General features: G+C 72.6%; 16 protein-coding genes. 5 read left to right on the forward strand and 11 right to left on the reverse strand.

Translation table 11 applies throughout. The annotated features are described in order from the left end of the window. Positions 1 to 144 precede the first annotated feature (144 nt). The 4 genes from AC3IF1_RS20960 to AC3IF1_RS20975 form a co-directional block, all read right to left on the reverse strand. Positions 145 to 1,299, reverse strand: a complete 1,155-nt coding sequence (locus AC3IF1_RS20960; protein ID WP_243970742.1) for an acyl-CoA dehydrogenase family protein — start codon at positions 1,297 to 1,299, stop codon at positions 145 to 147. Between the two features lie 234 nt (positions 1,300 to 1,533). Next, positions 1,534 to 2,730, reverse strand: coding sequence for an acyl-CoA dehydrogenase family protein (locus AC3IF1_RS20965; protein ID WP_243970740.1), 1,197 nt, complete (start codon positions 2,728 to 2,730; stop codon positions 1,534 to 1,536). A gap of 2 nt (positions 2,731 to 2,732) precedes the next feature. Then, positions 2,733 to 3,917, reverse strand: coding sequence for an acetyl-CoA C-acyltransferase (locus AC3IF1_RS20970; RefSeq protein WP_489219165.1), 1,185 nt, complete (start codon positions 3,915 to 3,917; stop codon positions 2,733 to 2,735). 157 nt (positions 3,918 to 4,074) lie between these two features. Further along, positions 4,075 to 6,147 carry a 3-hydroxyacyl-CoA dehydrogenase NAD-binding domain-containing protein gene (locus AC3IF1_RS20975; RefSeq protein WP_489219166.1) on the reverse strand — a complete coding sequence of 691 codons (2,073 nt, stop codon included), beginning with the start codon at positions 6,145 to 6,147 and terminating at the stop codon, positions 4,075 to 4,077. A 328-nt stretch (positions 6,148 to 6,475) separates the two neighbouring features. Between AC3IF1_RS20975 and AC3IF1_RS20980 the strand changes: the two genes are divergently transcribed. The 4 genes from AC3IF1_RS20980 (at position 6,476) to AC3IF1_RS20995 (ending at position 10,332) form a co-directional block, all read left to right on the forward strand. Further along, positions 6,476 to 7,492 carry an NAD(P)H-dependent flavin oxidoreductase gene (locus AC3IF1_RS20980; RefSeq protein WP_489219167.1) on the forward strand — a complete coding sequence of 339 codons (1,017 nt, stop codon included), beginning with the start codon at positions 6,476 to 6,478 and terminating at the stop codon, positions 7,490 to 7,492. Then, positions 7,489 to 8,226, forward strand: coding sequence for an enoyl-CoA hydratase/isomerase family protein (locus AC3IF1_RS20985; RefSeq protein ID WP_489219169.1), 738 nt, complete (start codon positions 7,489 to 7,491; stop codon positions 8,224 to 8,226). Before AC3IF1_RS20980 ends, AC3IF1_RS20985 begins: the two co-directional genes overlap by 4 nt. A 14-nt stretch (positions 8,227 to 8,240) precedes the next feature. Continuing rightward, positions 8,241 to 9,041 carry an IclR family transcriptional regulator gene (locus AC3IF1_RS20990; protein ID WP_243970730.1) on the forward strand — a complete coding sequence of 267 codons (801 nt, stop codon included), beginning with the start codon at positions 8,241 to 8,243 and terminating at the stop codon, positions 9,039 to 9,041. 88 nt (positions 9,042 to 9,129) lie between these two features. Continuing rightward, on the forward strand, positions 9,130 to 10,332 hold the full coding sequence (locus AC3IF1_RS20995; protein ID WP_489219170.1) for a CaiB/BaiF CoA transferase family protein: 1,203 nt from the start codon (positions 9,130 to 9,132) through the stop codon (positions 10,330 to 10,332). A 15-nt stretch (positions 10,333 to 10,347) separates the two neighbouring features. Here AC3IF1_RS20995 and AC3IF1_RS21000 read toward each other — a convergent pair whose 3' ends face one another. Both AC3IF1_RS21000 and AC3IF1_RS21005 read right to left on the reverse strand, forming a co-directional pair. Next, entirely contained in the window at positions 10,348 to 11,313 is a 966-nt protein-coding gene (locus AC3IF1_RS21000; RefSeq protein WP_243970726.1) for an NAD-dependent epimerase/dehydratase family protein, read from the reverse strand. A 65-nt stretch (positions 11,314 to 11,378) separates the two neighbouring features. Beyond that, positions 11,379 to 12,548 (reverse strand): complex I NDUFA9 subunit family protein, encoded by a 1,170-nt coding sequence (locus AC3IF1_RS21005; protein ID WP_489220433.1) that lies wholly within the window; start codon positions 12,546 to 12,548, stop codon positions 11,379 to 11,381. 341 nt (positions 12,549 to 12,889) lie between these two features. Here AC3IF1_RS21005 and AC3IF1_RS21010 point away from each other — a divergent pair, with 341 nt between their 5' ends. Beyond that, positions 12,890 to 13,096 carry a hypothetical protein gene (locus tag AC3IF1_RS21010; protein WP_489219171.1) on the forward strand — a complete coding sequence of 69 codons (207 nt, stop codon included), beginning with the start codon at positions 12,890 to 12,892 and terminating at the stop codon, positions 13,094 to 13,096. A 6-nt stretch (positions 13,097 to 13,102) separates the two neighbouring features. On the opposite strand, the gene AC3IF1_RS21015 is transcribed toward AC3IF1_RS21010, so the two are convergent. The 5 genes from AC3IF1_RS21015 to AC3IF1_RS21035 form a co-directional block, all read right to left on the reverse strand. Further along, entirely contained in the window at positions 13,103 to 14,032 is a 930-nt protein-coding gene (locus AC3IF1_RS21015; protein ID WP_243970722.1) for an MBL fold metallo-hydrolase, read from the reverse strand. A gap of 205 nt (positions 14,033 to 14,237) precedes the next feature. Further along, positions 14,238 to 15,434, reverse strand: coding sequence for a L,D-transpeptidase family protein (locus AC3IF1_RS21020; RefSeq protein WP_489219172.1), 1,197 nt, complete (start codon positions 15,432 to 15,434; stop codon positions 14,238 to 14,240). A gap of 239 nt (positions 15,435 to 15,673) precedes the next feature. Then, entirely contained in the window at positions 15,674 to 16,564 is an 891-nt protein-coding gene (locus AC3IF1_RS21025; protein WP_489219173.1) for a TonB-dependent receptor domain-containing protein, read from the reverse strand. Beyond that, complete coding sequence (locus tag AC3IF1_RS21030) at positions 16,522 to 17,838, reverse strand: TonB-dependent receptor plug domain-containing protein (RefSeq protein ID WP_489219174.1); 1,317 nt, start codon at positions 17,836 to 17,838, stop codon at positions 16,522 to 16,524. The genes AC3IF1_RS21025 and AC3IF1_RS21030 overlap by 43 nt, the downstream gene beginning before the upstream one ends. Positions 17,839 to 18,289: 451 nt before the next feature. After that, positions 18,290 to 20,863 carry an ABC transporter ATP-binding protein gene (locus tag AC3IF1_RS21035; RefSeq protein ID WP_489219175.1) on the reverse strand — a complete coding sequence of 858 codons (2,574 nt, stop codon included), beginning with the start codon at positions 20,861 to 20,863 and terminating at the stop codon, positions 18,290 to 18,292. Between the last annotated feature and the right edge of the window lie 254 nt (positions 20,864 to 21,117).

Raw genomic sequence — 21,117 nt, forward strand, 5'->3', positions numbered from 1 at the left:
GGACGAGTCCTTTGGCGGGTGCAGGGCAGAGCCTTGCAAAACAGGTCTCCGGCCCCCTTCCGGGGGTCGGAGACCTGTTCATCGGGGTTTCACCCCGACGCCCCACCAAAGGGCTCGCCCTTTGGAAACCCTTATTCGCTTGGATCACGCCGCCAGCAGTCCGTTCTCACCCTGCGTGATCTGCCGAAGGTGGTGGGCGGTGTCGCCGAGCTGGTACTCGATCATGGCGAGCCGCTTGAAGTGGTGGGCGCCGATATATTCCAGGGTCATGCCGATGCCGCCGTGGAGCTGCACCGCCTCCTGGCCGACATAGCGGCAGGCCTTGTTGATCTGGACCTTCACGGCGGAGAGGGCCGCGGCCCGCGGCGCGGCGTCAGGCGTGTCGACCATCATGGCGGCGTAGAGCGCCATCGAGCGGGCCTGTTCCAGCTGGATCAGCATGTCCACGGCCCGGTGCTGCAGGGCCTGGAACGAGCCGACGCTGACGCCGAACTGCTTGCGGGTCTTGAGGTAGTCCACGGTCAGCCTGTGGAGCGCGTCCATGGAGCCGACCGCCTCGGCGGCCAGCGCCGCGATGCCGTGCTCCACCACCCGCTCCAGGAGCGGCAGGCCGCCCTCGGGGTCGCCGAGCGCCGCGTCGCCTGGGAGCGCCACGTCCGAGAAGGACACCTCGGCGGCTCGGCCGCCGTCCTGGGTCGGATAGGCTTCGATCGCCACCCCCGCTGCATCGGCCGGCACGAGGAACAGGCCGATCCCGTGCGGGTCGCGCCGCTCCCCGGAGACCCGTGCCGACACGACCATCAGGCCCGCCGCGTCGGCATTGGGCACGACGCTCTTGGCGCCGCTCAGGACGAAACCGTCCCCGGAGCGCCGGGCCGTCGTCGCCACGTCGGAGAGGTCGTAGCGGGACTGGCGCTCGGTATGGGCCAGGGTGAGGCGCAGGTCGCCGGCGACGAGGCCCGGGACGAGGCGCTCTTTCTGCGCCGGGCTGCCGCCGAGCCGCAGGGCCGTCGAGCCAAGGACGAGGCTCGCCAGCAGCGGCTCGACCACCAGGTTTCGACCCACCGCCTCCATCACCAGCATGGTCTCCACCGGCCCACCGCCGAGCCCGCCCTCCTCCTCGGCGAAGGGCAGGCCGGCGACGCCGAGCTCGGCGAAGGCCGCCCAGCCCTCCGCGGGGAATCCCAGCGCCGCCTTCAGCCGCGCCTGCCGGCTCTCCAGCGACGGGTAGAGGTCGGCACAGAGCCGCTCGACGCTGTCGCGCAGGAGCGACTGGTCCTCGTTCAGGTCGAAATCCATGGTGTCCTCGTTCTTTCCCTCCCCCCTCTGCGGGGGAGGGTGGCCCCTGCGTCAGCAGGGGTCGGGAGAGGGGAACCCGGCTTCAGGAGAGGGTGCCGCCTTCACGCGGCGCGGCGCGTTGGTCTGCACCGTCGCTCCCCTCTCCCGACCCCCTTCGGGGGCCACCCTCCCCCGCAGAGGGGGGAGGGAAGACGCAGCCGGGATTTTCATACGCGCGTCAGTCCCGGGACCCCCTCACAACCCTAGAATGCCCTTGGCGATGACGTTGTGCTGGATCTCGTTCGAGCCGCCGTAGATCGAGACCTTGCGGTTGTTGAAGTAGCTCGGCGCCGCGGCATCGACCCAGTCGAAGCCGCCGGGCAGGTTGTTGGCCCCCGCCCCCCGCGCCGGGGCTGCGAGCGCGAACGGCCCGGCGAGTTCGACCAGCAATTCGGTCGCCGCCTGCTGGAGCTGCGAGCCGCGGATCTTGAGGAGCGAGGAGGCCGGATCGGGCTCCACCGAATCCGCCCGGCCCTGCTTGGCCGCCACCCGCATCTGGGTGATCTCGAGCGCCTTCAGCTCGACCTCGACCTCGGCGACCCGGGCGCGGAAGGCGGGATCGTCCCACATCGTGCCGGGCCCGGCCGGCATCTCCCGGGCGAGCCGCTTGATCCGGGCGATCCGCTCCTTGGTGAGCCCGATCCGGGCGATGCCGGTGCGCTCGTTGGCGAGCAGGAATTTCGCGTAATCCCAGCCCCGGTTCTCCTCGCCCACGAGGTTCTCCACGGGCACCCGGACGGCGTCGAAGAAAACCTCGTTGACCTCGTGCCGGCCCTCCAGGGTCAGGATCGGGCGCACGGTGATGCCGGGGGTCGTCATGTCGATCAGAAGAAAAGAGATGCCGCGCTGCTTCTTGGCCTCGAAATCGGTGCGGACCAGACAGAAAATCCAGTCGGCGTGCTGGCCCAGCGTGGTCCAGGTCTTCTGGCCGTCGACGACGTAGTGGTCGCCGTCGCGCACGGCCTTGGTCTTCAGCGAGGCCAGATCCGAGCCGGCGCCGGGCTCGGAGAAACCCTGGCACCACCAATCGTCGAGGTTGGCCGCCCGGGGGAGGAAGCGCGCCTTCTGGTCGTCCTGACCGAAGGTCGCCAGCACGGGCCCGAACATGTAGCAGTTGAACTGCTGCGGCAGCGGCACCGCCGCCTGGAACAGTTCTTCCGTATAAATGTAGCGCTGGATCGAGGTCCAATCCCGGCCGCCCCATTCCTGCGGCCAATGCGGCACCGCCCAGCCCTTGGCGTTGAGGATCCGCTGGCTCGTGACGTAATCGTCCTTGGTGAGGCTGCGGCCCTCCGAGACCTTTTTTCGAATGTCCGCCGGGATTTCTTCGCGGCAGAAGGTCCGGACCTCGTCGCGGAACGCGAGTTCGTCCGGCGTGAAGCGGAGATCCATGGTCAGCCTCCGATCTCGAACAGGCCGGCGCAGCCCTGGCCGCCGGCGACGCACATGGTGACCACGGCGTAGCGCGCCCCGCGGCGGCGACCCTCCAGCAGGGCGTGGCCCACGAGCCGCGCCCCCGACATGCCGAACGGGTGGCCGACCGCGATGGCCCCGCCGTTGACGTTGACCTTGTCCGGGTCGATGCCGAGCCGGTCGCGGCAATAGACTGACTGCGACGCGAAGGCCTCGTTCAGCTCCCACAGGTCGATGTCATCGACGCTGAGGCCCTGCCGCTCCAGGAGCCGCGGCACCGCGAAGACCGGGCCGATGCCCATCTCGTCCGGCCCGCAGCCCGCCGACGCGAAGCCCCGGAAGGTGCCGAGCGGGGTCAGTCCCCGCCGTGCGGCCTCCGCGGCCGACATCAGCACGCTGGCCGAGGCGCCGTCCGAGAGCTGGCTGGCATTGCCCGCCGTGACGAAGGCGCCCTCCCCGCGCACAGGCTTGAGCTTGGCCAAGCCCTCGAGCGTCGTATCCGGCCGGTTGCCCTCGTCCTTGGCGAGCCGGGTCTCGATCTCCCGGGTCTCGCCGGTGGCCTTGTCGGTCACCGCCATCACGGCGGACATCGGCACGATCTCGTCGTCGAACAGCCCGCGTGCCTGGGCGTCCGCGGTGCGGCGCTGGCTCTCAAGCGCGAAGGCATCCTGCGCCTCCCGGGATATCCCATAGCGCTGCGCCACGATGTCGGCGGTCTCGATCATCGGCATGTAGATCGCCGGCAGGTGCGCCTCCAGCCAGGCATTGCGGGTCAAGTCCCGCTGGACCTTCGGCTGGACGAGGCTGATCGACTCGACGCCGCCGGCCACCGCCACCGGCACGCCGTCGAGGATGATCCGGCGGGCGGCGCTGGCGATCGCCTCCAGCCCCGAGGCGCAGAAGCGCGAGACCGTGACACCGGCCGAGTCCACCGGAATTTCCGCCACCAGGGCGGCGTGCCGGGCGACGTTGCCGCCGGTGGCGTTCTCCGGATAGCCGCAGCCCAGCACCACCTCCTCGACCACCTCCGGCTCCAGCCGCGCCCGGTCCAGGGCGCCGCGGATGGCGTGGGCGGCGAGGTCGGCGCCGCGGGTGAGGTTCAGCGCGCCGCGATGCGCTTTGCCGATCGGCGTGCGGGCGGTCGCGACGATCACCGCGTCGGTCATGCCGGGGTCCTCCGGGGTTTCCAAAGGGCGTCACGCCCTTTGGTGGGGTGTCGGGGCGACGCCCCGTCGGATGCGGCCTCGGCCGCCAGCAGGGCGCTGCCCTGCACCCGCGAAAGGTCCCGGACCTTTCGAAACCGGGACGCGGCCCGACAGGCCATCAGGCCGTCGCCTTCCAGTCGGCGAAGCGGCCGCCAGCGTCCGCCAGCCTCCGCAGCAGCGGGGCCGGCTCCTGGCTGTCGTCACCGGTCTCGGCCGCGAATCGGGACAGCGCCCCGGCGACGGTCTTGAGCCCGACCGTGTCGGCCCAGTGCATCGGGCCGCCGCGCCAGGCCGGCCAGTTGTAGCCGTTGATCCAGATCGTATCGATGTCGCCGGGCCGGGCCGCGATGCCCTCCTCCAGGATCCGCGCGCCCTCGTTGACCATCGGGTACATCAGCCGCGCCACGATTTCTTCCGAATCAAAGCTGCGGCGCGCGATGCCGTGCTCGGCGGCGGTCTTCTCGATGAGCGCGTCCACCTCGGGATCGCGGGTGCCGGTGCGGGCGCCGTCCGGGTAGAGGTAGAAGCCGCGGCCGGTCTTCTGGCCGTAGCGCCCCTGCTCGGCGAGGGAGTCGGCGATCGGCGCCCGGCCGCCGAAATCCTTGCGCGAGCGCCAGCCGATATCGAGGCCGGCGAGGTCGCCCATGGCGAAGGGGCCCATCCGGAAGCCGAAACCGGTGACCGCCGCGTCGACCGCGTGGGGCAGCGCGCCCTCCAGCAGCAGGCGTTCGCCCGCGCGGCTGCGGCGCTCCAGCATGCGGTTGCCAACGAAGCCGAAGCAGACGCCCACCGTCACCGGCAGCTTGTTGAGGCGCTTGCCCAGGTCGAGGGCGGTGGCGAGCACCTCCGGGGCGGTCCTCTCGGCGCGGACCACCTCCACGAGGCGCATCACGTTGGCCGGGCTGAAGAAGTGCAGGCCGAGCACGTCCTGCGGCCGGCCGGTCATCGCCGCGATGGCGTTCACGTCGAGGTAGGAGGTGTTGGTCGCCAGGATCGCCCCAGGCTTGGCGATGCCGTCGAGCTTCGAAAAGATCGCGCGCTTGACGCCCATATCCTCGAAGGCCGCCTCGATGACGATGTCGGCCTCGCCCGCGTGTTCCAGGCCGACCGCGCCGGTGATCCGGCCGACCCGCTCCTCCCGCTGGGCCTCGGTGATCGAGCCGCGCTTGGCCGAGCCGGCATAGAGGTCCTTCACCCGGTCGAGGCCGCGCTCCAGGGCGCCGGCCTCGGTCTCGATCACGGTGACGGGGATGCCGGCATTGGCGCAGCACATGGCGATGCCGCCGCCCATCGTGCCCGCGCCGATCACAGCGGCCGTGTGGATCGGACGGCGGGGCGTGTCCTTCGCCAGTCCCGGAACCCGGGCCGCCTCGCGCTCGGCGAAGAAGGCATAGCGCAGGGCCTTGGAGCGCGGATCCTCCACCAGGGCCCGGAACTCGGCCCGCTCGGCCGCCACGGCGGCGTCGAAACCCTGCTCCAGGCCGGCGCGCACGGCCCGGGCCAGGGCGTGGACGTTGGTGGCGTCGGGGTCACGCTTGACCGCCTCGGCGGCCTGGGCGTCGAATTTTTCGCGCGCCTCCGGCGTGAGCTTGTCCGACCGGTCGCGCACCCGCGGAAGCCGGCCCGAATCCGCGATCTCCAGGGCACGGGTCCGGGCCGCCGCCACGAGGTCGCCGAGCACCACGGCATCGACGATGCCGAGCGCGGCCGCTTTCTCGGCCGAGACCGGCGCGCCGGTGAGCATCATCGGGAAGGCGGCGTCGGGCCCGATCAGGCGGGGCAGGCGCTGCGTGCCCCCGGCCCCCGGGATGATCCCGAGCTTGATCTCCGGCAGGCCGAGCGTGGCGGTGGGCGCCGCGAGGCGGCCGTGGCAGGCCATCGCCAGCTCCAGGCCGCCGCCCAGCGCCGCGCCGCCGATCGCCGCCACCACGGGCTTCGGGCTGGCATCGAGCCGGTCCAGGATGTCGGGCAGGCTCGGCGCTTGCGGCGGCTTGCCGAACTCGGTGATGTCGGCGCCGCCCACGAAGACCTTGCCCGCGGCCGCCAGCACGATCGCCCGGACCGAATCGTCCGCGATGGCCTGGCCCAAGGCCGCGTCCAGAGCCGCCCGCAACGCGGCGCCGAGCGCGTTGACCGGCGGATTGGCAAGCGTGAGCACGGCCACGCCGCCATCGACCTCCTGACGAACCAACCCGAGCCTCCTTGTCGTTCTGCGATGCAGAATGATCGTCTGCAATTTCGCGGAATGTTGGTCCGAGCGAGGGTCTGCGTCAAGGATGGATCCCGGCTGCCGACACTGCGACCGCCCCTGTTCCGCATTGCAGAAGCGCGCTCGGGGGTGCCGTTTGACCACCGCCGGGGGACCATGCCATCAAAACGGCCCTGGGCGGGCTGGGACCCGGCTACGACCGCTGCTGGGGTCGCGGGCGGAGCGCCGGAATCACGGGGAGGATCGCGGTGCGCGGCATCGAGCGGGGCGAGCGGCCCGGAAGCGCCTGTGGGGCGGCGGAGTGCGGGCGGTGAGCGACGGTCCCGAACGGGTCTCCGGGGCCCGCCTGCCGGAGGTGCTGCGCGGCCGGCTCGCCCTGCCGGTGATCTGCGCGCCGATGTTCATCGTCTCCGGGCCGGATCTGGTCATCGCCCAGTGCCTGTCCGGCGTGGTCGGGTCGTTTCCGGCTCTGAACGCCCGGCCCGCCGACCTGCTGGACGAATGGCTGACGCGGATCACCCGCACCCTCGCCGAAGCCCGGGCGGCGGACCCCGCGAAAAGGATCGCGCCCTTCGCGGTGAACCAGATCGTCCACGCCTCGAACGACCGCCTCGCGCAGGACGTCGAGGCCTGCGTCCGGCACCGGGTGCCGATCATCATCACCTCCCTGCGGGCGCCGGACGCGGTGATCCGCCCGGTCCATGCCTATGGCGGCGTCGTGTTCCACGACGTCACCACCGTCCGGCACGCCGAGAAGGCCCTGGAGGCCGGAGTCGACGGGCTGATCCTGGTCTGCGCCGGCGCCGGGGGACACGCCGGCACGCTCAGCCCCTTCGCCCTTGTGGGCGAGATCCGGCGCTTCTACGACGGGCCGCTGATCCTGTCGGGGGCGATCACCTCGGGCGCGGCGATCCTGGCCGCCCAGGCCATGGGCGCCGACCTCGCCTATATGGGCACCCGCTTCATCGCCACCCGGGAGGCGAACGCGGTTCCCGCCTACAAGGACATGATCGCCGGCAGCGCGGCCGCCGACATCGTCTACACCCCGTACTTCACCGGCGTGGCGGGCAACTACCTGACGCCGAGCATCCGCGCCGCCGGGCTCGATCCCGAGGCGCTGCCGGTGCGCGACAAGACCGCGATGGATTTCGGCAGCGCCAGCGTGAAGGCGTGGCGGGACGTCTGGGGCGCCGGCCAGGGGGTCGGCACCATCGCGGATGCGCCGGCCACCGCCGACCTCGTGGCCCGGCTCGCCCGGGACTACGCGGCGGCCCGGGCCGGCCTCGCGGGCCTCTCCGGGGACTATGCCGGCGCGGCCGTCCCGTGAGCCTCCGCGTCGCCGATCCGGAGCCCGGGATCCGGCTGGTCACCCTCGACCGCCCGGAACGGCGCAACGCCCTCGACCGGGCGTCCTATGCCGGCCTGACCGCCGCCCTCGACGCGGCGGGACGCGACGAGGGCGTGCGCGCCGTGGTGCTCACCGGCGCGGGCGGCTGCTTCACCGCCGGCAACGACCTGAGGGATTTCCAGGACGTCGAGACCGCCGGCGACAGCCCCGGCCTGACCTTCCTCAAGGCCCTGCGCGCCTGCCCGAAGCCGGTGCTCGCGGCCGTCGAGGGGCACGCGGTCGGCATCGGCACGACCCTGCTGCTGCATTGCGACCTCGCCTATGCCGGGGCCGGCGCCCGGTTCCGCCTGCCGTTCACGGCTCTGGGCCTCAGCCCGGAGGGCGGGTCGAGCTACCTGCTTCCCCTCGCGGCGGGCACGAAGCGCGCGGCCGAACTGCTCCTGCTCGGCGAGCCCTTCACGGCGCAGGACGCGGTGTCGGCCGGTCTCATCAACGCCGCGGTGCCCGAGGAGGCAGCGCTCGACACCGCGATGGCGAGAGCCCGGTCGCTCGCCGCCCTGCCCCCGGCCTCGATCACCGCGACCAAGCGGGCCCTGCGCCGGGGCCACGACGACAGCGTCGCCCGCGCGCTGGCCGAGGAGGCGCAGGTGTTCCACGCGCTCCGCCGGAGCCCGGAGGCGCAGGCGGCCTTCGCGGCGTTCCTGCGCCGATGAGTGCGGAGGGGGCGGTGCTGCCCGATCCGGCCGGGCCGGGTGCCGAGGGGGCGAAGGAGGACCGCCACTTCGTCACGGCGCTGGCCCGGGGGCTGGCGGTGCTGGCCTGCTTCGGCCCGGGGCGGACGAGTCTCGCCAACCACGACATCGCCGAGGCCTGCGGGCTGCCCCGCTCCACCGTGTCGCGGCTCACCTACACCCTGACCAGACTCGGCTATCTCCAGCACATGCCCGAGCTCGGCCGCTACCGGCTCGGCACCGCGACCATCGCCCTCAGTTCGGCGGCGCTGGGTGGGCTCGACGTGCGCGGCATCGCCCGGCCGGTCCTGCGGGCGGTGGCGGAGGCGGCCAACGCCTCGGTGGGGCTCGGGGTCCGCGACCGGCTGAGCATGCGCTACGTCGACTGCCAGCGCGGCCCGGCGGCGATCTCCCTCAACCTCGATACCGGCTCGCGCATCTCGCTCGCCCGCAGCGCCATGGGCCGGGCCTACGTGGCGATCTGCCCGGACCGCGAGCGCGTGGGCATCTACGAGGACTTGAAGGCCCTCGACCCGGTGGCGTGGCCCGCCCTCCGCGCCGGCCTCGACCGGGCGGTGGCCGAGCACCGGGAGATCGGCTGCTGCACCTCGTTCGGCGAATGGCAGGAGACGGTCTGCGCCATCGCGGTGGGGTTCCATCCCGGCGGCGGCCTGCCGCCGATGTCGGTCAATTGCGGCGCCCCGACGGTCATCACCGATCCGCGCTTCCTCATGGAGGTGGCGCGTCCGAAACTGATCGCCGCCGTGCGCAGCCTCGACGGCGTGATGGGCGCCTAGCTGATGACGAGCAGGTTCCCAAAGGGTCGAAAACCTTTTGACTCCGGGACATTCATGATGCGCGACCCCCGCACCGAGGAGCCCTCCGATGGATGCTGATCCGGCTCACGACCTCCCGCTCGCCGGGATCCGGGTCCTCGACCTGTCCCGGGTCCTGGCGGGGCCGTGGTGCGCGCAGGTGCTCGGCGATCTCGGGGCCGACGTGATCAAGGTCGAGCATCCGGAGCGCGGCGACGACACCCGCGACTGGGGGGTGACCACGACCCCCGGCAACACCTCGTATTTCGACAGCGTGAACCGCAACAAGCGCTCGATCGGCGTCGACCTCGCCACGCCGGAGGGACTGGCGATCGTCAGGGCGCTGGCCCGCGACAGCGACGTGCTTGTCCAGAACTTCAAGACCGGCGGGGCCGAGAAGCTCGGCCTCGGCTACGCGGCGCTCGCGTCCGAGAATCCCGGCCTGATCTACTGCTCGATCGCCGGCTACAGCCCGGCCGGCTCCGAGGCGGGCCGGCCCGGCTACGACCTCGTGGTGCAGGGCGAATCGGGCGTGATGGCACTCAACGGCGAGGCCGGGGGGCCGCCGCTGAAGTTCGGGGTCGCGGCGGTCGACCTGTTCACCGGGCAATACGCCGCCCAGGCCGTGCTCGCGGCCCTGTTCCAGCGGGAGCGGACCGGGCGCGGCCGGACCATCGACCTCGCTCTGTTCGATTGCGGCGTGGCCCTGACCTCCTATTACGGCCTGGAGGCGCTCGCCCGGGGCATTGACCCGCCCCGCTACGGCAACGCCCATCCGTCGATCGTGCCCTACGGGGTGTTCGAGGCCGGGGACGGGCCGGTGGTGATCACGGTGGGCAACAACGCCCAGTACCGCCGCTTCTGCGAGCAGGTCCTGGCGCGGCCGGACCTCGTCGCCGATCCGCGCTTCGCCACCAATCTCGACCGCTCGAAGAACCGCGCCGCCTTCATCCCGATCCTGGAGGCCGAACTCGCCACGTGGGAACGCGCGCCGCTGATCGCCCGGCTGCGGGCGGCGGGCATCCCCTGCGGCGAGGTGATGGGCCTGCGCGAGGCGCTGACCTGCGACCGGGCCCGGGAGGCCGGGCTCGTGGTCGAGGGCTCCGGGAACGCGCACGTGATCGCCCCGCCCTACCGCCTCGATGGGCGGCGGCTGCCGGTCCGCCGGATGCCGCCGAGCCTGGGGGATTCGAGTGCGGAGATCCTGGCGGAGTGCCTGGACGACCCGGCGGGGGCGTGGGCGGCGCTCACCGCGAAGGGCGTGGTGCGGTAGCGGCGACGCGCGCCCTCACCCGGCGCCGTGCGCGGCCGCCAGCCGGGCCCGGGCATCGTCCAGCACCCGGTTCAGGGCGGCGTCCCACGCGACCCGCGGCTGCCAGCCGGTGGTGGCGCGCAACCGGCCGGCATCGCCCGCCGCCATCGGGATCTCGGCCGGGCGCACCCGCTCGGGGGCGATCCGGATCTCGAAGGGCACGCGGGCCCGGGTGCGCAAGTCCTCGAGCACGCTCGCGATCGTCCGCGGTGCGCCGGAACTGATGTTGAACACGCTGCCATCCGCCAGGGATTCCGCCCGGCCGATGAGATCGGCATAGGCCTGCGCCACGTCGGCCACGTCCAGGAAGTCGCGGTGCGAGGAGAGGTTGCCGACTTCGAGGCGGGGCGGCACCAGCCCGGCCTCGATCCGGGCGATCTGGCCCGCGAAGGAGGCCACCACGAAGCGCTCGTCCTGGCCGGGTCCGATATGGTTGAACGGCCGCAGCACCACGAGCTTCACGCCGATCCGGGGCAGCAGGTCGTGCAGGAGCTGCTCGCCGACCCATTTTGACCGGGCATAGGTGTTGCGCGGCAGCGGCTCGGCCGCCTCGGTGAGGGCGTGGCCGGCCAGGAAGGCGCTGCCGTAGACTTCGCCGGAGCTGACGAAGAAGAACGTGCAGTCCGGCACGGCTTCCACGGCGGCGACGAGGTTCATCAGGCCGTTGACGTTCACCCGCCAGGTCTGCCCGGGCCCGCTGGCGGAATCCGCCACCGAGGCGAGGCCGGCCAGGTGGAGGATCGCGGTCGGCCGGAACCGGTCCACGAAGCCGCCGAGGGCGGCGTCGTCGAGGAGGTCGACGGTCTCGTAGGTCACGCCCTCCGGCAGGCGGGGGGACGGCCCCCGGCCGATCCCCGCGACGCGATCCCCCGCCGCCGCCAGGAGCGGCAGGACGTGGCCGCCGACGAAGCCGGCGGCGCCGGTGACGAGGATGCGCCTCACGCCCGGACCGCCGGTTCGCGGTGCGCGGGCGCCGCTTGCGCGCGGCTCGGGCTGGGATGCGCCATCTAGCCCGGCTTCCGGGTGCCCCAGCGCACGCTTCCGCCGCCCCGCCCCGGCGAGCTGCCGGCATCGGCGCCGATCGCCGGGCCGGAGGCGGTCTGGGGCCTGTGCTGCGAGCCGGCCGCCATGGGCTTCGATGCCAGCGTGTCAGGCACTTCGGACAGCAGCTCCTCGTCCCGATCGGTGGCGAACTGACCCGCCTTGCGGTAGGTCCAGAGGTAGCCCGGCACCACCGCCTCGGCGGCGGTCGGGAGGATGCCGAGGCCCTCGAAGGTCCGGCCCTCGGCCTTCGCCGCTTCGGAGACGACGTTGTCGTTCTGGAGCAGGATCACCTGATCGCGGGTGAGCTTGAGCGAGTCCGGCAGCAGGCCGAAGGTCAGGGTGTCGGCGACCTCCAGCATGCGGGCCTGAAGCTTGGCGACCGGCAGGGGCAGATCGACCACGACGCGCTTGCGCTGGATCGTCTTGAGCATGTAGCGCACGAAGTGTTCCAGCGTGCCCACCTCCGGGCCGCCGAGTTCGTAGACCCGGCCCCCCGCGACCGTGCCGTCGACCGCCCGGGCGATCGCCTCGGCGACATCGCCCACGAAGGCCGGCTGGAAGCGCGACTGCCCGCCGGCCAGCGGCAGGACCGGGAGGGCCCGGGCGAGACCGGCGAACCGGTTGAAGAAGCCGTCGCCGGGGCCGAAGATCAGCGACGGCCGGAACACCACCGCGTCCGGGCAGGCGGCGAAGACCTTGGCCTCGCCCTCGGCCTTGGTGCGGGCGTAGAGCGACGGCGAGGCCGGGTCCGCCCCGATCGCCGAGACCTGGATCATCCGGGCCCCCTGCCGGGCTGCCGCCCGGGCGATCGTCTCGGCGCCCTCGACCTGCAGCCGCGCGAAGCTCTGGGATCCGGTCTCCTGCAGGATGCCGACGAGGTTGATCAGCACGTCCGCGCGCTCGGCGGCGCGGGCCACGGACTCGGGGTAGCGCAGGTTGGCCTGGACGGCCACGATCTGGTTGACCTGTCCCAGGGGCTGCAGGAACAGCGCCAGGTCCGGCCGCCGCACCGCCACGCGGATCCGGTAGCCGCGCTTGGCCAGCGCCCGCACCACGTGCCGACCGAGGAAGCCGGAGCCGCCGTAGATCGTCACGAGCTGGGATTGCGGGCGCAGCAGATTGGGGCCGGCCATGGTGGCGGGGCCGCTGTCCTGGGGCGTGTTCGCCGCCGTATCCGCGGTCGGGCCCGCGGTCGTGTTCTGGTGGCCGGTCATCGCCGTGGTCTCGGGTTCCGCGCGCGCCCCGGGGCGCCGTCAGGGCGCCTACTTAGAGCGGGGCCCGAGGGCGTTGCAATCAGGTGCGGTGCGAAGATCGCGGTTTGCGCCGCTTCCTGACGCCGTATGGCCCCCGCTACGGGGTCCCGCAGTGCCGGGGACATGCCCGGCGGAGGCACGGAACGGCTGCCGGTCCCGCGCATTCTTCCGGTCTCGCGCGCCGCGTCGGACGGTGCGGGCGCGGTTCGCCGGAGAATTCGATGATTGTCGGGATGCTCGTTTCAGCGGCGATCGCCGCCTTCGGGCTGCTTGTCGCCCTCGGCTGGATCGGCCATCCGATCGACGCCCAGCTCGTCAGCAATTATGGCTGGAGCATCCTGACGATCGGCGTCGCCCTGTTCGTGCTGTTCGGATTCCGGCGGTTCGACCGGGCGCGCAGGGCCCGGGCGGCGGGTCGCTCCGCCTGAGGCGGTTCAGGCGACCTTGATCCGGCGGCGCACCTCGCGCGCCACGGCGGGACGGCGGGTCACGGTCCGGGGGGTGCCCACGGTGATGCTCTGCGATTCGCGGGCGATGAAGGCGGTGGGCATCTCGGCCTGGAGATCGGCCTCCATGTCGCGGAGCGCCGTATCGGAATGGGCCGGATGCAGGTGGATGATGGCCAGCGCCTTCACGCCCGCGACCCGCGCCAGCTCGACGCCCTTCTGCCACGTGGAATGGCCCCAGCCCCGGCAGGTCGGGTACTCGCCGTCGGTGAACATGCCGTCATAGACCATCAGGTCGGCGCCGGCGACGAACCGGGCGAGCTCCGGGTCCGGCCAGGGATCGCTGTGCTCGATGTCGCTGATCAGGCACAGGCGCCGGCCGCCATGCTCGAACCGGTAGCCCACCGAGCCCTGCGGATGGTTCAGCGGGATCGTGTCGACCCGCACCCCGTCCGGGAAGGTTAGGGTCTGCCCCGCCTCGAACCCGTGGTGGTGGAAGGTGCAGCACAGCTTGTCGAGGGTAACCGGGAAGAGCGGCGGCGCGAACAGGCGGTCGAGGGTCGGCCCGGCCGATTCGCCGCCGAGATTGCCGCAATAGGTGTTGATCACGCGGTCGCAGTCGAGGACCGCGGGCTTGAAGAACGGCAGACCCGCCGTGTGGTCGAGATGCAGGTGGCTGAACAGCAGGTCGACTTCCCGGGGCAGGTCGGTGCGGTGGCCCTGCCCGAGATTGTAGAGGCCCGAGCCCGCGTCCACGATGAAGAGGCGCTGCCCGCAGCGCACCTCCAGGCACGGCGTGTTGCCGCCGAACTCCGCGTATTGCGGGCCGCTGACCGGGGTCGAGCCGCGCACGCCCCAGAACCGGAGGACGAGGTCTTGGTCGGCCGCCGGGAGGGCCGGCTCAAAACGATTGGACATGGCGATCACGAATCTGCGGACGTCAATCCCGATCCGTTACGATCGAAACCCCGTCGCCGTTCCGGGAAGAGTGCTCTGATTACGGCAGGCCGACGGAACGAGAGTACCGTTCGTCCCCTGCCGTACCATGAATTGGTGTGCCGAGAGCCCCCGTGATGTGCGTCTTCGCACACGGATGGGTCGCCGGGCCGGGCGCTTGCATGCCTCAAGGGCCTTCGGCCGAGGCCAGGAGACCGGGCGTCGCGCCGGGCAGATTCGGGGAGCCGGGAACCCGGCCGCCGAGGCCGGCGGCGAGCCAGGAGGGCAGACTGTCGCCGTAGCGCGTCGGCAGGGGGGCGGCCAGCGCCCCGAACGGGTCGGCGGCGCGCTCGTAGACCGGGACGAAGCCGACCATCCGCCGGGGGGACAGCACGGAATCCGCCGCGGCCCAGGCGGCCCAGACGGATTCGGGCACCGGGCGCGGGGCGCGGTGCGCCGGCACGACCACCACCTCCTGTCCGGCGAAGGCCAGGGCCTCCGGGCGGCTGATGTCGCCGACCGTGCCGCCCCGGGCCGTGTAGGCCGCCCAGAAGGCGTTCTGCCCCCCGTCGGAATAGGTGATGCGCACGGCGGGCTCCCCGGTCTCGGCCAGGGCGGCGATCCGCGCGTCCTCCACGGCCCGCCGGGTCGCCACGGCCGCCTCCACGGCGGGATTCCGGGACGGGGCGAAGGCGTAGCGGCCGGCGACCACCGAGACCTGGAGCTCCTCGCGGCTCGCCTCGAACCGGTCGGACCCGGCCTTGAGCTCGCGCCAGAACGCGATGTTCGGGTCCAGCCGGTGCCGGGCCATGGCCTCGGCGGTCATCCGGAACGGGTAGGACTGGAACTGGAACGCCGCTTGCCCGCCCTTTAGGGCGTCGCGGGCGATGGCGTAGATCTCGCCGACCGTGCCGTCGGTCATGGCGAAGCAGCCCATCGACGAGCAGATGCCGTGGACCATCACGGCCGAGCCGGTGGACCCGTGGGCCCGGTCGTAGGCGTTGGGGTAGCCGACGTCGAAGGACAGGTAGTAGTGCGAGTTCGGGTTCATCTGGCCCCGGGGCACCGTGTAGAACCCCTCCGGGGTCTGCCGGTCGCCGCTCCGGCGCTTGGGCCCGAGCTGCCCGGACCAGCGGCAGATCGGGAAGGTCTTGATGAAGACGTAGCCCGACGGGCCCTTCTTCCAGACCTCGATCTCGGATTCCTTCTTGTACGCCCGGAACAGGACCGGGGACGCGGCCGTGACACCCTTGTGGGCCATCAGCGCCAGGGTGGCGGCCGGGATCGGCGCCTCGGCCTTCCCGGCCTGCGCGGCGGCCGGGCCGCCATGGGCCACCAGGAGCGCCAGACCGGCGGCGAGCGTTATCGGGAGCGTTCGAGGCATGAACCGTCCGCACTGGATCGGCCGGAATGGCGCCGGACGGACGCGGGCCATCGGCTTGCCGGGCCATTGCGGCGGCGGTGAGGCTGTGGCTCGGACCGCACCGACGGACGGGCGCGGCTGATCCGTTTCGGGCCGTCGTCCGGGGCTTGGCGACGTGCGCTGCGCGGTCGAAGCCGATGGCGGCCGGCACGGCTCCAGAAACCGGCCATCGCCCGATGTATGACGCGCGGCCCTCATCGTCAGAACGCCACGCGTACACCGCCGACGAAATTGCGCGGCGCACCCGCGAATACGGAGCCGGTCGCCTGGGCCAGGACGCGCGCTCCGTTCGGCTGTCCGTTCACCGCGCTGATCGTGTCGGCGACGTTCTGGGCGGCGTTCGTATAGACCTGGCCCAGCACGTTGCGCGCCTCGACATAGACGCTCACGCGTTTGGCGAAGCCGGCATCCGCCCGACCCGAGAGCGCTCGGTCGTAGTGGACGTTGAGGTTGACGATCCCGAAGCCCGGGGCTTTCAGCACGTTGGCGTTGTCGAGCGGGAAACCGCTCTGGGAGACCACCTCGACGAACGCCCCGAGGCCGTGCAGCAGGCCGGTCGTCCATTCGTGGCCGAGCCGTACCAGCCCCGCATCGACGGGCACACCCGGGATGTGCCGGCCCGCCCGATCGAACGTGGCGGTCCTCGCCCCCGCGCTGAGTTGCTCGGTGTACCGCGTGTAGACTTGGTCGTCGTGGGTATAGGCCAGCGTCGCCCGCCACTCGTCCGGAGACGCCCAGGTCGCGCCGACCTCGACGCCGCGGTGCTCCGAGGCCGGCGCGTTGACGATGAACGGCAGGAGGCCGCCGCCGGGCGATTGCGAGACGAGTTCGTCGCGCAGGAACTCGTAGAAGCCGGTGACCGACAGTTGCAGTCCTGGCAGCGGCATCCAGGTCGCGCCGAGGTCGAGTCCGAGGTTGCGCTGCGGCCTCAGCAGCGTGTTGTTGCCCGGTATTCCGGCGGGCGTGATGAACAGGCTGGTGGCCGCCGGAGTCGCGTAGGCGGTCGCCGCGCGGGCGAGGAACCGCCAGTCCGCGCTGGGCCGGTAGGTCAGCGACAGGTCCTGCGCGGCGTTGAGGAAGGTGCGGTCCACGCCGACCCCAGCTCCAGCCGTGCCGCCCGGGGTCGTCGTGTAGAAGATGTTGCGCCCGCGACGCCGGTCGCCTGCGCGCCGAGCCCGGCCGCCACCGACCACCGTTCGGACAGCTGTAGCTCCACCCGAGCCCGGGCGCCGAGGTTGTCCTGGACCGCCCGTTGGTCGCTGGTCAGCGCGCCCAGGCGCGGTCCGCCGTAAGGGGCGCGGGTGTAGATCGCGGCGTGGGTCTCGATCCGGTCGTAGGACAGCGCCGCGTAGCCGGTCGCCGGCAGACCGAACAGGTCGGCGCGCCGGGTCACGTCGGTGAGGAGGTTCTGGGACGGGTACGAACCCTGGGGTGAGGCGGTGTAGAACGGCTGGAAGAAGTTGCGCTCATCGAGCACCGCCTGCGCGCTCCAGGTGGTGAATGCATCGAGTTCGTGCTCGTAGCGGAGGCCGAGGACGGTGCGCCTGTCGTCGCGCAGCAGCGCCGCCTCGCTCGCCGTCACGGCCACCGTCGCGCCGTAGGCGCCGTTGGCGAAGTAGGCGTAGGTCGTGCAGCCCGGCGCTGCCGTGGCCGCCGCCGCGCAGCCGCGCTGGTAGGGGTTGATCCTGTACTGCGCCAGCGACGCGCGCGCCGGGACATCGGCGTGCAGCTGGTTGTCGATGGCCTTGATGGTGAATCGGTCGTCCGGGGTCGGCGCGTAGCGCGCGATCAGGTTGACCGTCTGCGTGTCGTAGCTCGCATGATCCTGGTAGCCGTTCGCCCGTGCGTCGCTGAGGAACAGGGCGAGATCGAACGGGCCGCTCGCCCGCCCCGCGGCGGCGTAGGTGTTGAGATACCCGAACGAACCGGCGTCGGCACCGACCTCGTAGCCGTCGATCTCGGCGCCGGTGCGGGTCCGGAACGCGATGGCGCCGCCGGTGGCGTAGTTGCCAAACAGCGCCGATTGCGGCCCGCGCAGGACGGTGACGTCGGCGTAGGCGTGCGGGTCGGTGAGGTCGAAGCGCGAGCCACCGTCGGGCTGAGTCAGCGGGAAGCCGTCCTCGACCACGGCGATGGAGCGGTTCACGCCGGTGGAACGGGCGTTGGCGCCCCGGATCGAGACGATGACGTCGCGGCCGCCCGTCCCCTGGCGCACGGTGACACCGGGGCTGTCGAGCAGGATCGAGCCTATGTCGGCGGCCGGCCGATCGGCGATCGCGTCCCGCCGGGTGATCGTCGTCGCGGCCCCCCCCGAACGTGATCCCGACGCCGGGCGCTGTGCCGCCCGGCGGGGTTGGCCCCGCATCGCCGCGCGCGGCCCACGGTTCGGCGTCGGCAGGCGTGGGGGCGCGGTCGAGGACGACGGACAACTCCTCAAGGTCGCGGGGTCGGCCGGTCTGCGCGGCGGCGTGATCGGTGCCGAGATAGGCGCATGCGCAGAGGGCTAGGAAGGCTGGGCTGCGCAAGAGCCGTCATCTTCTTCGGAGCGATAGTCTTGCGGCGATACCCGCCTTGATCTTGTTATCTCGGGGCATGACGCTCGCTCAAGGCGCCGTATCAATGAACTGCCGAGCTTGTCTCTGCAAGGGGACGGCTATTCAAGTCCAGGACAATGTATCATCGGCACCCCGCTCGATCCGGACGCGGGCGACCGTGTCTCGCCTCCGAAAGCGCGAGGTCCTGATCGCGGCGCGACCGCGTTAGCGCGCCCCCGTCGAAGGACGGCTGCGCCCCGAAATCTCCCGACCGGGGCCGCCTCAACCCGCCGGGGCGAGTTCGGCCTCCGCGGGCACCGTCACCGGTCCCACCACCGCGCTGTTCTCCACCGCGATCACCGCGTCGAACGGCGCGAGACCCTCCGACACGGCGGTCCCGGGCAGGCAGACGATCAGGCCGCGCCCGGCCCGCGCCCGGCGCAGCCCGAGGAGGCGGTCGTGCAGGTCCTCCCTCCGCTCGTCGGGAGCGAGGGCGACGACTAGGATGTCGGGCTCGCGGGCGAGGCAGCGGACCAGCTCGATCGCCATCCGCTCGCGGGCGTTGATCGCCCCGTCCGCCAGCGCGCCGGTGCTCGGCTGGATCTCGACCTTGCTGTCCAGCCCGAGCCCGTAGACGGCGGCTTCGAGCCCCTCCTCGGCGAGCACGCGCCGGACCAGCGCCCGCACCCGCGGCTCGGCATTGGCCTCGCCGAGGCTGATCCGGCCGAACAGCAAGTTCTCCTCCAGGCTGGCGGCCGGGTTGACCCGGCCGGGATCGTGGAACTCCACCGCGCCGGCGAGATGGGCCGGCAGCATCCGCGCGAAGGAGCGCCGCGCCTGGACCAGCCGCGCCTCGAACGCGGCGTCGATCAGGCCGAAGCGGTGGCGCGACTCGCTGTAGCGCAGGGCCAGTCCGATCAGGCGCGTGCGGTCGCGCTGGCCCGCCGGCCCCCGGCGCAGGCTGGCGGCGTCGGCCAGGCGCACGACGAGATCCTCGAAATAGCCCCGCTCCGAGGCCTGGAACAGCGAGTAGGCGTCGAACAGCGGATGGTCGTTGGGCAGGTCGGCGAAGATCTCCACGGTGCTGCGGGCCACCGACAGGCCGATCTCCGTCAGCGGCCGGACCAGCCCCTCGGCCTCCAGCACCGCCCGCAGGTAGGGATGGCGGGCGAAGCGCAGGGGCGAGAAGGCGCCGCCCACCGGCTCGCCGAACAGGATGTTCTCGCCGATATTCGCCTGATGGTTGTAGCGGTCGGGGTCGAACGGCTCGACCAGGCGCTCGGCCCCCTTGGCGGCCAGGGCCACCCGCATGGTCCGGCGGGCGGCGACGACCGCGGCCGCGAGCCGCGGCTGGGCCGCGGGGTCGAGCCGCCCGGTCAGGCCGCGGGCGTAGACGAAGCCGTCGAGCCCGGTCAGCCGGCTGAGCCCGATGAGCGCGATGTCGTCGGGGGCGCGGGCCGGGTCGGTGCCGTAGAGCAGATTCTGCCGGAGCGAGCCCGCCATGAGGATCGCCTCGCCGGCCGCGAAGGCGATGCGCCGGGCGCGCTCGGCGGCGTCGAAGCCGCGCAGGTCCGTGCCCGCATAGGTGACGGCGCCGGCCGTCGGCTCGACCTGCCCCGCCAGCACCGCCGCCAGCGCCCGGGCGCCGCTGCCGCGGCTGCCGGTGATCGCCACATGGCCCGGCATGGTGACGGCGACGTCGACGCCGGTCAGCCGCTCGCCCGTGACCGGATCGAAGGCGCCGACGCCCTGGGTCGCCAGGAGCCCCGACCGGGGCAGCGGCACGGGGGCGCCGGTCCGTGCCCGCCGGCCTTCGAGGGCCGCGATGATGCGGGCGAGGTCGCGGAAGCGCGGGCGCACGGCCCGGCGCACCGTCCAGAGGCGCGCGCAGATCGCCGCGAGCCAGCCCGCGAGGCCGAAGGCGCCCGCCGCCGCCAGGAGTGCGGCCGGATCCACCGGCGGCGCCGGCGGCACCCCCGGCGCCGTGCTGCGCCACAGGGCGGTGCCGACCGCGATCGCCGGCAGGATCACCGCCAGGGCGAGGGCCGGCGCCCGGGCATAGGCCAGCCGCGCCTCGGCGCGGGCCACGGTGCCGCGCATCGCGCTCACGCGGGCCGCGATGCGCGTCCGTTCCAGGGCGGCGGCTCCGTGGTTGCGCACGGCCGGCAGGCGCCGGACGAGGTCGTTCAGGTTCTCCTCCGCCCGCGCGCCGGTGCGCAGGCGTAACTCCTGCCGATCCCGCGCCCGTTCCAGCACCAGCCCGTAGGCGAGGCCGACCGCCGCGAGGCCGGCCATTGCCGCCGGGACCAGCCGGGGCGCCGCCAGCGCGGCGAAGCCGAGGGCGAGGATCAGGGCGGCGAGCGTCATCGCCGGCAGGACGATCCCGGCGGCGAGCAGTCGGTCGGCCCGCGCCAGCATGTCGCCGACGAGGCGGGCGAGGCTGCGCGCCTCGTCCCGCGCCCCGGCCGGGGCGTCGAGGATCGCCCGCAGGACGCTGTCCCGGACCGCGTCGGCGGCCCGGTTCTGGGCCTTGAAGCACAGGCGCGCCACCCACCAGCCGAGGGCCGCCAGGATCAGCGCGCAGGCGGCGATGCACAGGAACGCCGCGAATTCGAGCCCGGCGGGACGCAGCGGCAGGCCGGGTGCCAGGACGAGTTCGCCGCCCTGGAGCGGCACGGCGAGGCGCAGGAAGGGCAGCGCCGCCGCCCCGTCGCGGGGCAGCAGTGCCACGAGGTCGCGCAGGCAGAGGAGGGCCAGCGCGCAGAGCGGCACGCCGATCCCGACCGCGAGGGCCGCCGCCGCGGCATGCAGACGCCGCGCGGCACGCCAGGTCAGGACGAGGGGATCGGATTCCATGCGTCTCCGGGCGGGATCGGGGGGCCTTCCGCGGCCAGGGGCATAGCGCATCGCGCCGGAGACCGGAACCGGTGCGATCCGCTAGCTTTTTGATCGGCATCGCCTTTTTCTGAAAACCGGCGGGCCCCTCTCGCGACGATGCCCCAGGGCTCGGCGCAGGGCGCGGGACCTGTCGCTGCCGCACTGCGACATGTCCGCCAGCCTGATCCAAGTTCTGGTTCCGGTCTGGAAGCGCTCTAGGTTATGGACCGCAG

Source organism: Methylobacterium sp. E-012 (assembly GCF_057836545.1).